Source organism: Mediterraneibacter sp., from assembly GCF_030825015.1.
Lineage (GTDB): Bacteria > Bacillota > Clostridia > Lachnospirales > Lachnospiraceae > Mediterraneibacter.
On sequence record NZ_JAPJQP010000003.1, the window covers coordinates 47279 to 60553 of the forward strand.

General features: G+C 43.1%; 9 protein-coding genes. 1 reads left to right on the forward strand and 8 read right to left on the reverse strand.

Going from position 1 to position 13275, the window contains the following annotated elements; genetic code table 11:
- Nucleotides 1–16: 16 nt before the first annotated feature.
- The 5 genes from spoIVA to RCH61_RS03015 form a co-directional block, all read right to left on the reverse strand.
- Nucleotides 17–1489, reverse strand: a complete 1473-nt coding sequence (spoIVA, locus tag RCH61_RS02995; RefSeq protein WP_178007803.1) for a stage IV sporulation protein A — start codon at nt 1487–1489, stop codon at nt 17–19.
- A gap of 58 nt (nt 1490–1547) precedes the next feature.
- Nucleotides 1548–2561: an NAD(P)H-dependent glycerol-3-phosphate dehydrogenase gene (locus RCH61_RS03000; RefSeq protein WP_178007801.1), complete on the reverse strand. Its 1014-nt coding sequence runs from the start codon at nt 2559–2561 to the stop codon at nt 1548–1550.
- A 3-nt stretch (nt 2562–2564) separates the two neighbouring features.
- A complete protein-coding gene (gene plsY, locus RCH61_RS03005) occupies nt 2565–3224 on the reverse strand; it encodes a glycerol-3-phosphate 1-O-acyltransferase PlsY (protein ID WP_178007799.1) in 660 nt (219 codons plus the stop codon).
- A gap of 5 nt (nt 3225–3229) precedes the next feature.
- Nucleotides 3230–4555: a ribosome biogenesis GTPase Der gene (gene der, locus RCH61_RS03010; protein WP_306479837.1), complete on the reverse strand. Its 1326-nt coding sequence runs from the start codon at nt 4553–4555 to the stop codon at nt 3230–3232.
- Nucleotides 4556–4635: 80 nt separating this feature from the next.
- Nucleotides 4636–5958 carry a DUF512 domain-containing protein gene (locus RCH61_RS03015; RefSeq protein ID WP_306479838.1) on the reverse strand — a complete coding sequence of 441 codons (1323 nt, stop codon included), beginning with the start codon at nt 5956–5958 and terminating at the stop codon, nt 4636–4638.
- A gap of 219 nt (nt 5959–6177) precedes the next feature.
- On the opposite strand from RCH61_RS03015, the gene RCH61_RS03020 reads away from it, so the two are divergent.
- The gene (locus tag RCH61_RS03020; RefSeq protein ID WP_178007426.1) at nt 6178–7359 is read left to right on the forward strand and encodes a ribose-phosphate pyrophosphokinase; all 1182 of its coding nucleotides are present in this window, start codon (nt 6178–6180) and stop codon (nt 7357–7359) included.
- Between the two features lie 164 nt (nt 7360–7523).
- Here the strand turns inward: RCH61_RS03020 and ilvA are convergent, their stop codons facing one another.
- The 3 genes from ilvA to smc are packed head-to-tail and all read right to left on the reverse strand — an operon-like array spanning nt 7524 to nt 13270.
- Entirely contained in the window at nt 7524–8738 is a 1215-nt protein-coding gene (gene ilvA, locus RCH61_RS03025; protein WP_178007423.1) for a threonine ammonia-lyase, read from the reverse strand.
- Nucleotides 8735–9673: a signal recognition particle-docking protein FtsY gene (gene ftsY, locus RCH61_RS03030; RefSeq protein ID WP_178007421.1), complete on the reverse strand. Its 939-nt coding sequence runs from the start codon at nt 9671–9673 to the stop codon at nt 8735–8737. Before ftsY ends, ilvA begins: the two co-directional genes overlap by 4 nt.
- A gap of 36 nt (nt 9674–9709) precedes the next feature.
- Entirely contained in the window at nt 9710–13270 is a 3561-nt protein-coding gene (gene smc / locus RCH61_RS03035) for a chromosome segregation protein SMC (protein WP_306479839.1), read from the reverse strand.
- Nucleotides 13271–13275 lie beyond the last annotated feature (5 nt).

Here is a 13275-nt window from a genome sequence, read left to right on the forward strand (position 1 = left end):
TTGTCAAGGACTGCTGTCAGATAATAATGCACACCATGCCTCCGTTTGAGTCATTTACGATTTTCTGCATCGAATCCTGCAGTTTTATCTGGCTTTCATCATTAATCATCGCAATTTTATTCCGCATTCCATCCATCACAAGTTCTTCTACTGTTTTTCCGAAAATATTTGTTCCCCATACTCCGCCCGGCGTCTCACTTTCCTTTTTAATATATCCCGCAAGATCTTCTGCCTGCTTCTCATTTCCGACAATCGGAGCGATCTCGGTTTCGATATTCGCACGGATCATATGGATTGACGGAGCCTCAGAACGGATTTTCACACCGTATTTGCTTCCCTGTTTAATAATTACCGGATCTTCCAGACGGATATCTTCCCTCGCCGGACTTACGACACCGTAGCCTTTCATCTTCACATCGGCAAAAGCGTCTTTGATCCTTGAAAATTCTTCCCGCATCTTTGATAATTCTTTCATTGCGGTCATCAATTCATATTCCCCGTGAATTTCTTCTCCTGTTACTTCGCTGATCACTTCATAATAATAAGATTCCGCAAATTCAATCTTTATCCGCACTTTTCCCGTATCCATCTCGATTTTTTCCGTCAGAATGCGTTCTATGTACGGACCTTCCGCCTCGAATGTTTTCGCCGCCACACTTCGAATATCATCCATTGTTTCCATGATTCCGCGCACATGTTCCATGAGATTCTGTTTGATCTTATGTTCTCTTGAAAGCATCTCCACCCATTTGGGAACATAAAACTCAACTTCGGTAACCGGAAATTCATAGAGAACCTGCCTCATAATTTCATGGATGTCTTCTTCCTTCAGTTGTTCACAATTCACAGCCATTACTGCCGCCTCATATTTTTCACGAAGTTCCGCAGACAGTTTTCTTGCCTCTTCTGTATACGGTTTCTGACAATTCAGTAAGATAATAAACGGTTTCCCGATTGTTTTTAACTCTTTTACCGTTCTTTCTTCCGCCTGAATATAATTCTCTCTGGGCAAATCTGTAACACTTCCATCCGTTGTCACGACAAATCCGATTGTCGCGTGATCTCGTATCACCTTCTGCGTTCCGATCGCCGCTGCTTTCGTAAACGGAATCTCATACTCAAACCACGGAGTCTTTACTTGTCGTTCTTCATCCTTTTCAATATGCCCGGATGCTCCTTCCGTCATGTATCCGACACAGTCAATCATTCGAATCTTCACTTCCAAATCATCTGACAATTTCACTCCCGCCGCCTCTTTCGGAACAAATTTCGGTTCTGTCGTCATGATTGTCGTTCCTGACGCAGACTGTGGCAATTCATCCTGCGTGCGTTCCCTCGCATGAGAATCTGTCATGTTAGGCAGAACTAAAAGATCCATAAACCTTTTGATAAATGTCGATTTGCCTGTCCGAACCGGTCCGACTACACCGATATAGATCTCTCCGTTCGTCCGTGCTTTCATATCTTTGTATACTTGAAATGATTCCATAAAAATACCCCCTTGTTCTGCTGATACAATGTATGCATCTGCAAAAGGGGGTATGACACTATTTTTCCCATTGAAGAGACATATGCTCGGAACGTGATTCCCGAAGCATCAGATCATCTACCGCCTCTGACGGTGACTTTCCTTCAAACAGTACCTTATTCACTTCTTCTACGATCGGCATCGGGATATCATATTTTTCCGACAATTTTGCCGCCGCTTTCGCCGAATAAACGCCTTCAACAACCATCTGAACTTCGTCCATTGCTTCCTGCATTGATTTTCCCTGACCGATAAGATATCCTGCTTTGCGGTTCCTGCTGTGAACACTTGCACATGTAACGATCAGATCGCCGATCCCCGTCAATCCGGTGAACGTCTCAATCTTTCCGCCCATCTTCACCCCAAGCCGCGCGATCTCCGCAATTCCGCGGGTAATCAGCGCCGCCTTTGTGTTATCTCCATATCCAAGTCCGTCCGCGATACCGGCCGCAAGAGCAATCACATTTTTCAAAGAACCACCAAGCTCAATTCCCAGAATATCCGGGCTTGTGTAAACACGAAACACCCGGTTTATAAACATTGACTGTAAATATTCTGCCGTCTTCTGTGTTCTGGCTCCGATCACACATGTTGTAGGAAGTCTCCTTCCAACTTCTTCTGCGTGACTTGGTCCTGAAAGAACCGCCACATCTGCCTGCGGAATCTCCTCTTCAATCTGGGAAGACAACGTCAGCAAGGTGCTCTCCTCAATTCCTTTCGCCACATCAACTATGATCTGACCTTTAACTACATACGCCGACATTTTCTTCGCAGTTGCTCTTGTAAACGGGGACGGCACTGCAAGCACCAAAAAATCTTTCCCCGTAACAGCAGCTTTCAAATCTCCCGTAATCTTCATACTGTCGGAAAGCTTTACACCCGGAAGCTTCATTAAATGCTCTCTCTTCTCATCAAGCATTTTCACTTCATTTTCATCAATCGACCAGATTGTCACCTGATGCCCGTTATCTGCCAAAAGAACGGATAATGCCGTTCCCCAGCTTCCGGCGCCGATCACCCCAACTTTTGCCATAAATCAATGCCCCTTTCTTTTTGAACCGAATTTATTTTCAGTTCCTTTAATCAGACGTTTTATATTTTCTCTGTGACGATACCATGCCAGTACAGTCAAAAGAAATACAAGTCCATATAACTCATAACAATATCCGGTCTCCATATCGAACCAGCCCCACTGCCCAAACAAGATCATCTCAATCAAAAATGCAGTATATGCACAAAGAGAACCAACCGATATGTATCTCGTTACGATCACCGGAATGAGAAAAAACAATGCTGTAACAAGGAGAAGAAGAATACTTTTCGGCATATGCCACCCGCTGTTTATTACTACCAGTCCTGCCATTACCGCAATGCCCTTCCCGCCTTTAAAGTTCATATAGAACGGAAAATTATGTCCGAGAGTCACCCCGGCCCCTGCATACATCACAAGAAGCGGCAGACAGTCGCTTCCACGATACATAAGCCGTACAAAAAGAAACGCTGCCACACATTTCAAAACATCTCCGAAAAATGTAAGGAGTCCGGCTTTCCAACCGAGCACACGCAAGGCGTTCGTTGTTCCTGAATTACCGCTGCCTTCCTTCCTGATATCTATATGGTTCATCTTGCCGACCAAATATCCGGTCTGAAAAAGACCGCACACATATCCAACCGCAAGACAGATCAATCGCTCCATCTTTTTTACCCCTTTTCTTTCCGTTCTCTTATAAAGAATTTCAGGGAAGTCCCTCTGAAACCAAACGCCTCTCTGATCTTATTTTCTAAATATCGTGTATAGGAAAAATGCATCAGTTCTTTATCATTAACAAAAATAACAAACGTCGGCGGCTTGACAGCAACCTGTGTAATATAGTAAAGCTTCAATCTCTTTCCTTTATCTGACGGCGGCTGCTGCATTGCCACGGCTTCGGTCATAATTTCGTTCAGAACACCGGTTGCGATCCGAAGCGTCTGATTCTCGATAACCATATCGATCATATCGTACAAACGATTCAATCTCTGACCTGTAGCTGCCGATACATACATGATTTCAGCATACGGCATATAGGAAAGCACCTGTCGGATATCACTTTCATACTCCCGCATCGTTTTGTCATTTTTCTCAATGGCATCCCATTTATTTACGACAATGATCACACCTTTTCCGCGCTCATGAGCAATTCCTGCAATCTTTGCATCCTGCTCCGTCACACCTTCTGTCGCATCGATGACCATAAGCACGACATCTGCCCGCTCTACGGCTGTTACCGTACGGATAATACTGTACCGTTCCAGTTCCTCTTTAATCTTATTCTTTCTTCGAAGACCTGCCGTATCAATAAAAACATATTCCTTTCCGTTATGAACAATCTCGGTATCGATCGCATCCCTCGTCGTACCCGCCACATCCGAAACAATCACACGATTCTCTCCAAGCAGCTTATTGATAATGGATGACTTTCCGACATTCGGTTTTCCTACGATTGCAACCCGCGGGCGATCGTCGTCTTCTGCCTGCGCGCTTCCTTCCGGAAAGTTCCCTGCCACAACATCCAGCATATCTCCCAATCCGAGTCTGGATGCCGCTGAAATCGGAATCGGATCGCCGATTCCAAGATTATAAAACTCATAGACATCTGCCATATATTTGTCAAAATTATCTACTTTATTTACAACAAGAACAACCGGCTTTCCAGAACGGCGCAACATATCCGCCACCTTGGAATCCGCGTCTACAAGTCCCTGCTTCACATCCGTTATAAAAATAATAACATCTGCCGTATCGATCGCAATCTGTGCCTGCTCTCTCATCTGTGATAAAATAATATCTTTGCTGTCCGGTTCGATACCGCCTGTATCGATCATTGTAAATTCTTTATCAAGCCATGTCACATCCGCATAGATCCGGTCTCTTGTTACGCCCGGAGTATCTTTAACAATGGAGATCATCTCCCCTGCCAACGCATTAAAAAGAGTTGACTTTCCGACATTCGGACGGCCGACAATCGCAACTACTGGTTTACTCATACTATTTTCCTTTCAATCTGATCTTTCTATTTTACTGTTTTACTGTATTTGTGTTTTCCCGCGTCATATAATATGATCCGCTATCCTTCTCCAAGTACTGCGTCAATAAAATCCTGCCCGCTTGATTTTACAATATCAATGGGAACTTGTAAAGCATCGGATACTTGTCTTACCGTAAAATCATCAAGAAACACATCTTCGTCTGTTTTCAACATATTACATGGTAAAAGCAGTCTGCTTCCAAGTGTTTCTCCTTGAAGCTGCGCCATCAGATCCTGCCCGGTAATCAATCCTGAAACCGTAATCCGTTCTCCAAAAAAATCATTTCGGATACAGAAAACATGAATTTTCACATTGGGGAATTTTTCTTCTATCTTTTCTGCCATAGCGCTTATATAAGGATATGCCAGCTTTCCTGTCGCAATCGACAATTCCTCTCTGCGGGAATCTCCAACAAGCTGCTGATATCCTTCGGTAAATTCCTCAAAAAGAAGACGAAGCATTCCGACTCCGTTTTCTAATTGAAGATACCCATCATAACGTTCCTCTTCCGGCACTTCCTCATCGGCAAGAAGATACCACTCATCTCCTGCATGAATAAAATGGATCCCGTACTCTTCATAAATACGATCCTGCCATTTATGGATAACAGATAAAACTTCTTTGGCATCTTCCTTCGTAAACGGTTCTAGCGGATACAACCCGTCCCGAAATTTGGTAAGCCCTACCGGTACGACTGAAACACTCCGAAGAAGCGGAATATACGCTGTCAGATCTTTGATCGAACGTTCCAGCTCCTCCCCGTCATTTTCTCCTTTACACAATACAATCTGTCCGTTCATTTCAATGCCGCCTTCAAAAAGCCTGTCCACCTTCTTCAGCGCATCTCCCGCGAAACGGTTATGAAGCATCTTACAGCGAAGCTGTGGATTCGTTGTCTGAAATGAAATATTGATCGGCTCTAACCTGTATCGGATAATACGCTCAATATCATGCTCGCTCATATTCGTAAGCGTCACATAATTGCCCTGCAAAAAGGACAGCCGTGAATCATCATCTTTAAAATAAAGCGTATCCCGCATCCCTTCCGGCATCTGATCGATAAAGCAGAACATACATTTATTCCGGCAGGAACGGTACTCATCCATCAATCCCTGACCAAACTCGAGTCCGAGCTGCTCATCTGCATCTTTTTCAATTTCTAATTCCCATTGTTCTCCATTTTCTTTCTCGATCAGGACAACGATTTCTTCATCTTCCACATAAAACTGATAATCAAAAATATCTTCAATCTCCTGACCATCGATCGCAAGAAGTTTATCTCCGGGTTCAATTCCTAATTCTTCCGCAATACTCCCCTGCACGACCGATTTTATAATATGTTCATGTTTTTTCCTTGCCATCTGCAATTCCTCTTATTTTCTGTTCATTCTAACACATACTATAGCACACTTCGGGCTCGGCGCAAAGACCGTACTTCATGATAAAGCGTCTGCACGACCGAAGCGATGCTTGAATTTCCAAGTAAAAAATGGTATGATTCTAATGCTGTAAAGTCATGTGCAGTTTTCCTGCACTCGTACTTAAAACTCAATTTATACTATATTCAACAGGAGAATACTATGTCAAACATCGAACTTTTAGAAAAAACTCTTCCTGCCGCACCGTTAAAGCTCGTTGCGATGGAGAGCTGCCGTGAGCTCGGACAGAAAGTAAATGATTATATTGTTTCTTTCCGTGAAAATACGATCAACGAAGTATCCGAGTCTCCCCTGTATGTAAATTACAAATCTAACAACTATCTTGTAGATTGCTGCTGTCCCCGTTTCGGCACCGGAGAGGCAAAAGGCCTTCTCAAAGAAACGATTCGCGGAACAGATCTTTTCATCATGACGGACGTATGCAACCACAACCTGACTTATACTGTCAGCGGTCAGTTGAATCACATGTCCCCTGATGATCATTTTCAGGATCTGAAACGTATCATCTCCGCTGCAACCGGAAAAGCAAAACGTATCAACGTCATCATGCCATTCCTCTATGAAAGCCGCCAGCACAAACGTACAAAACGTGAGTCTCTTGACTGTGCGCTCGCTTTGGAAGAATTAAACGCAATGGGCGTTTCAAATATCATTACGTTTGACGCGCATGACCCCCGCGTACAAAATGCCATTCCTCTAAGCGGATTTGACAGCTTCAACCCGCCGTATCAGTTTATGAAAGCGCTGTTTCGCGCTGTCCCGGATCTCATTCCGGACAAAGACCATCTGATGATCATCAGTCCTGATGAAGGAGCGATGCACCGCGCCGTTTATTTTTCGAATGTTCTCGGAGTAGACATGGGAATGTTCTATAAACGCCGTGATTACTCTACGATCATCAACGGCAAGAACCCGATCGTGGCTCACGAATTCCTCGGAGACGATGTTTCGGGAAAAGACGTCATTATCGTAGACGATATGATCGCTTCAGGCGGAAGTATGCTTGATGTTGCCAAACAGTTAAAAGAACGAAATGCCGGCCGTGTTTTCGTATGTACAACTTTCGGATTGTTCACAGAAGGTTTTGAAAAATTTGATGAATACTACGAAAAAGGATATATCAATAAAGTCATTACAACAAACCTCACATATCTTCCGGCAGAATTGTACGAAAAACCATATTTTGTCAAAGCTGACATGAGTAAATTCCTTGCATTGATTATCGATTCTCTGAACCACGATATTACAATCGGTTCCGTAATGAATCCGACAGATAAAATCCATGCACTTTTGGAAAAACATGCCAGAGGCGAACAGATTTAACGGTTTTGACACTGCATCATAACAGCCAAAAAGGATGAGCACGAAATCTTTTGTGTTCATCCTTTTTTCTGTCCCTATCGCTTCTATCTTTATCGATCTTTTTCGGAAAGTTCTTTCTTCCTTTTTCATCTCTGTTTTATGTCGAAATTATATGCACTTTTATACTAATACAGCTTCGCTCCGATCAGTCTTGGACGATATCCCTTCTTTTCCAATGCCTGCAGTATCTCATGTTTATGCTCTGAACCAAATGCTTCCATCGTAATTCGAAGCTCTACTGCTGCGTTTCGGTTTGTACTTACAAACTGATTGTGTTCAAGCTTGATCACATTGCCCTGCGCCTCTGCGATCGTCTGGGCAACCTGTACAAGTTCACCCGGTTTATCAGGAAGAAGTACAGATACAGAGAAGATCCTGTCGCGCTGGATCAGACCATGCTGTACAATAGATGACATCGTAATGACATCCATATTTCCTCCGCTTAATACGCAAACGACCTTTTTCCCTCTGCAGTCAAGCTGTTTTAAAGCAGCCACCGTCAGAAGACCTGAATTTTCTACGATCATCTTGTGATTTTCTACCATATCAAGAAATGCACCGATCAATTCATCATCTTCTACAAGAAGAATATCATCTACATTTTCCATAACATACGGAAGAATTTTATCTCCTACCGCTTTCACCGCAGTTCCGTCTGCGATCGTGTTGGCACTTTCAAGCTGCACAACTTCTCCTGCTGCAAGCGCCGCTTTCATGCTTGCCGCCTCTGCCGGCTCCACACCGATCACTTTTATTTTCGGATTCAGCATTTTTGCCAAAGTTGCCACTCCTGAAACAAGTCCGCCGCCGCCAATCGGTACAAGAATATAATCAACCGTCGGAAGTTCCTGTACAATTTCCATGGCAATCGTACCCTGCCCAGTTGCTACATCCGTATCATTAAAAGGATGTACAAACGTATAACCTTCTTTTTCTGCCAGCTCACACGCATAAGCATAAGCATCGTCATAGACATCTCCGTGAAGAATCACTTCCGCCCCATAACTTTTTGTCCGGTTCACCTTGATCAGCGGTGTAACGGTAGGCATGACAATCACAGCTTTACAACCGAATTTTTTTGCGGCAAATGCAACACCCTGGGCATGATTTCCTGCAGATGCCGTAATTAATCCCCTGCTTCTTTCTTCCTCGGACAAAGTGCTGATTTTATAATATGCTCCCCGGATCTTATATGCTCCGGTATGCTGCATATTCTCCGGTTTCAAATAAACCTTCCCTCCGCTTTGCTCACTCAGATAATCACTGAACACAAGCTTTGTCGGATTCGTCACTTTCTTTACAAGTTCACTGGCCTCTTCAAATTTCTCCAACGTCATCATTTTTCTTCATCCTCTCTGTAAAACAACGCCTTTACAAACTCATCTGCATCAAATTTCTGGAGATCATCTATCGTCTCTCCAACTCCAATATATTTTACCGGAATTCCAAGTTCCGCCTGAATTGCAACTGCAATGCCTCCCTTTGCCGTTCCGTCCATCTTTGTAAGAATAACGCCTGTAATATCTGCCGCCTCGTTAAATTCTTTTGCCTGCGCTAATGCGTTTTGCCCGGTTGTTGCATCCAGGACAACGAGCGTTTCCCGAAAAGCTTCCGGATATTCCCTGTCGATCACCCGATTGATCTTCTTTAATTCTTCCATCAAATTCTTCTTATTATGAAGCCGTCCTGCCGTATCGCATAAAAGGACGTCTGCACGTCTTGCCTTTGCCGCAGCTACCGCGTCATAGATCACCGCTGCCGGATCTGCTCCTTCCTGGCCGCCGATCATATCTACATCCGCGCGGTTTGCCCACTCTCGAAGCTGTTCCCCTGCCGCAGCACGGAATGTATCGGCCGCTGCAAGAACAACCTTTTTTCCTTGTCCTTTCAGCTTTCCTGCCAACTTTCCGATCGTAGTTGTCTTTCCCACTCCATTGACACCGATCACAAATACAACCGAGGTACGGTTCTCAAACTCATATGCTGTTTCTCCTACATCCATCTGCTCCCGGATACTGTCGATCAATAGCTGCCTGCATTCAATCGGCTCTTTAATATGGTTTTCTTTTACTTTCGTCCGAAGGTCTTCTAATATTTCCATTGTCGCACGAACACCAAGATCTCCCATGATCAATGTCTCTTCCAATTCCTCATAAAAGTCCTCGTCAATCTTGGAAAATCCATGAAAAATACTGTCCATCCCGGATACAATATTATCTCTCGTCTTTGCCAATCCTGATACCAGACGTCTGAAAAACCCCTTTTTTTCTTCCATTTATCTTCCACTTCCTTTCTCTGATCCCTTTTTCATTTAATTATCCAGCTTATCTTCTAAAAGATCAACTGACACAAGTGTTGAGACACCTTTCTCCTGCATCGTAATTCCATACAGCCTGTCCGCCGCCGTCATCGTTCCTCTTCGGTGCGTAATTACAATAAACTGCGTATTCTCGGTCAATTTATGAAGGTACTGCGCAAATCTAGTTACATTATTGTCATCCAGCGCCGCCTCAATCTCATCAAGAAGACAGAACGGAGAAGGCTTTAAGTTCTGAATTGCAAACAACAAGGAAATCGCTGTCAGTGCTTTTTCTCCGCCTGAAAGCTGCATCATATTTTGAAGCTTTTTCCCTGGAGGCTGCGCAATAATCCGAATTCCTGCCTCCAAAATATCCTCATCTTCCATCAATTCCAGCGTTCCTTTTCCGCCTCCGAACAACTGTCTGAACACCGTATTAAACTCTTCTTTTATTTTTCCGAACTGCTCGGCAAACTGTTTGCGCATTGCAGCGTCTAATTCTTCTATAATTTGAACAAGCGTCTGTTCCGCTTCAACAAGATCATCATGCTGATTTTTCAAAAAAGTGTATCTTTCGGAAACACTTTTAAAATCCTCAATAGCGTTCACATTGACCGTTCCAAGTTTTCGGATCTCATTTTTCAATTCCTGTATCTGACGCTTCATATAAGCAAGATCTGTTAAGTTCACATCTCGAAGTTCCATTGCATGATTATAAGTAATCTCATACTCTTCCCACATGTAATTCATCTGTTTTTCAGATGCCGCCTCATAAGATTCTTTCTGACTGTCCAAACGGAAACATTCTTTATCGAGAGCGGAGATATGTTTTGACAAATCCTCCCTCATCTGCAAAAATTGTTTATGCTTTTTGTTTAATGCATCTCTTCCCGCCGTCTGCTCTTTGATTTCTTTTTCTATTTCTTCAAACAGCTCTTTCGAATTTTCAATCGTCTCCCGGAGTTCTCTTATCTTAGTTTCCTTTTCTTTGATCTCCTCCGACGCATGATCCTTATTCTCATCCAATGCTTCCAGTTCACCTTGAAATTTCGTAATCTCCTCTTCAATACGAGAAATATTCTCTGATACGAAAAGATGCTGCTGCTCCATTCCCGCAAGAGATAAGTGAGAGTCCTCCGAAATTTTAATCTGTTCGCTCTCTGTTTCTTTCTCCTTTTCCAGCCGGTTTTGCAGTTCTTCAATCCGCAGATTCAGTTCTTTTTCCAAATTTTCAGACGTCTCGAGTTCCAGGCGTATCGATTCTTCATTCTCAGATATTTCACCTAACTCCAACTCCAGCTTAGCCTGTTCCGAAACATAACCTGCACAGCGCTGTTTTGCCTCTTCCATACGCATCTTTGTCTGCTCTGCATTCATTTTCGCCGTATTTTCAAGAACAGAAGCTTTTCTTAATTCTTGGCGGATGTCATCCACTCTATTGTAGCAGTTTGCACGTTCGGATTTGATCCTGTTGACCTCCTCCTCTGCGGTATCCATCTCCTTTTTCAGCATCACGACTGTCTTTTCAAACTCTTCGATCTCTCTTCTTCTGCTCAGAAGATTGCTGGAATTTTTAAAAGCTCCTCCGGTCATCGAACCGCCCGGATTGATCAATTCCCCTTCTAATGTCACCAGTCTGATCGACTGTTTATACTTCCGCGCAATAAAAATACCGTCATCAATCGTTTTCACGACAAGCGTTCTGCCTAACAGTTGTTCTGCCAGTCCGACAAATCTTTCTTCTACATGAACCAGCCGATCCGCAGTACTGATCACTCCCGGTTCTTTGAGCGCTTCCCCATTACGGATGCCTCCGCCGCCTTTCATACTTGTAAGCGGGAGAAAAGTTGCTCGCCCGAATTTATTCATTTTCAGGAAGGAAATCATTTTCTTCGCTGTCTCTTCATTATCCGTAACAATATTTTGAATGCTTCCGCCTAAAGCAGTCTCGATTGCGATCTCATACTCTTTATCAACTTTGATGATATCTGCCACTACTCCGATCAGTCCCGGATTCTTATCTTTATTCGCCATCACTTTACGAATACTGTTCCCGTATCCGTCATAACGCTCAGTAATGTTTTTCAAAGATTCTAAACGGGATGCCTCTCTATGATATGCGGTTCTTCCAATATTCAGTTTTTCCTGTCTGGTATTTAATTCCTTTTGGAATTCCTGTATCTTCTGTTCATTTTGACGGATCTGAGCATTGCAAAGACGGATCTTCTCCCGGACCGCTGCCAACTGCTCTTCATATTCCCGCAGTTGTTCTTCCTGCTCTTTTGCCTTTGCGGACACTTCCAAAATATTTCTTGCAAGCACAGATTTTCTTGTCGAAATCTGATCTCTTGTCGTATCAAAATGTTGAATTTTTGCCTTCGTAGACGCTCTGTTTCCAAGAAGTTCCATGATTTCCTGCTTACACTGCTCTATTTCTTCTGTATGTTCGGCAATAAGAGTCTGTACTTCAATCAATCGATTTTTCAACGTTTCGTCCGACTGCGACACTTCATGAAGTTTTTCTGTAAGATTTTTCTGTTCTTCTTCAAGAGACACTTTCTGTTCTCTTCGCATATTAATTTCAGAATAAACAGTATTCAACCGATTTTCATAATGCTCATCGTTCATACGAGCTGTATTGATCTGCTCTTTTAATACGTTAATCTGACCTTCTAACTGTTGTTTCAGAAGATTTGTCTCGTTCAGCTTATTCTTCGCATTTTCGATGGCAAGATCAATCTTTTCGGATTCTTCTTCGACTGCCTCATACTCTTCTTTCATTTTCTCATATCGGATATTTGACTCTTCTAATTCCGATGACGCGATCTCATACTTCTTTTCTGTCTCTTTCAAACAGCCGCGAATACGCTCTTCTTCCAAAAGGAACATATTTATATCATATGTCTTTAACTCTTCTTTTTTCTTTAAATACTCTTTCGCTGTTTCTGACTGTTTTTCCAGCGGTCCAAGCTGTTTTTCCAGCTCTTGTAAAATATCGTTTACACGGGTCAGATTCATTCGTTCTTCTTCCAGTTTCTTCACCGAAAGGTTCTTTCTCCGTTTAAACTTCACAATTCCGGCCGCTTCATCAAACAGTTCTCTTCGTTCTTCCGGTTTTCCGCTCAAAATTTTATCAATTTGACCTTGCCCGATGATCGAATAGCCTTCCTTTCCGATTCCTGTATCATAAAACATCTCATTGATATCTTTCAATCGGCAGGATGCCCCGTTGATCAGATATTCACTTTCTCCTGAACGATACAGCTTTCTCGTCACAGTCACTTCTTCATAATCTACCGGAAGCTGATGATCTGCATTATCAAGCGTAATTGCAACCGAAGCATAACTAAGCGGTTTTCGGTTTTCTGTCCCCGAAAAAATAACGTCCTGCATCGTACCGCCTCGAAGCTGTTTCACTCTCTGCTCTCCGAGTACCCACCGCACCGCATCTGCAACATTACTCTTACCGCTTCCATTTGGTCCGACAATGCCGGTAATCCCATTATGGAAATCAAATTTAATCTTATTTGCAAAGGATTTAAACCCCTGCACCTCAATACTCTTTAAATACATAGAAC

Bases quoted from the DNA above. Each gene is read 5' to 3' on its own strand.
- spoIVA (WP_178007803.1), bottom strand. From the start codon at position 1,489: ATGGAATCATTTCAAGTATACAAAGATATGAAAGCACGGACGAACGGA.
- RCH61_RS03000 (WP_178007801.1), bottom strand. From the start codon at position 2,561: ATGGCAAAAGTTGGGGTGATCGGCGCCGGAAGCTGGGGAACGGCATTA.
- plsY (WP_178007799.1), bottom strand. From the start codon at position 3,224: ATGGAGCGATTGATCTGTCTTGCGGTTGGATATGTGTGCGGTCTTTTT.
- der (WP_306479837.1), bottom strand. From the start codon at position 4,555: ATGAGTAAACCAGTAGTTGCGATTGTCGGCCGTCCGAATGTCGGAAAG.
- RCH61_RS03015 (WP_306479838.1), bottom strand. From the start codon at position 5,958: ATGGCAAGGAAAAAACATGAACATATTATAAAATCGGTCGTGCAGGGG.
- RCH61_RS03020 (WP_178007426.1), top strand. From the start codon at position 6,178: ATGTCAAACATCGAACTTTTAGAAAAAACTCTTCCTGCCGCACCGTTA.
- ilvA (WP_178007423.1), bottom strand. From the start codon at position 8,738: ATGATGACGTTGGAGAAATTTGAAGAGGCCAGTGAACTTGTAAAGAAA.
- ftsY (WP_178007421.1), bottom strand. From the start codon at position 9,673: ATGGAAGAAAAAAAGGGGTTTTTCAGACGTCTGGTATCAGGATTGGCA.
- smc (WP_306479839.1), bottom strand. From the start codon at position 13,270: ATGTATTTAAAGAGTATTGAGGTGCAGGGGTTTAAATCCTTTGCAAAT.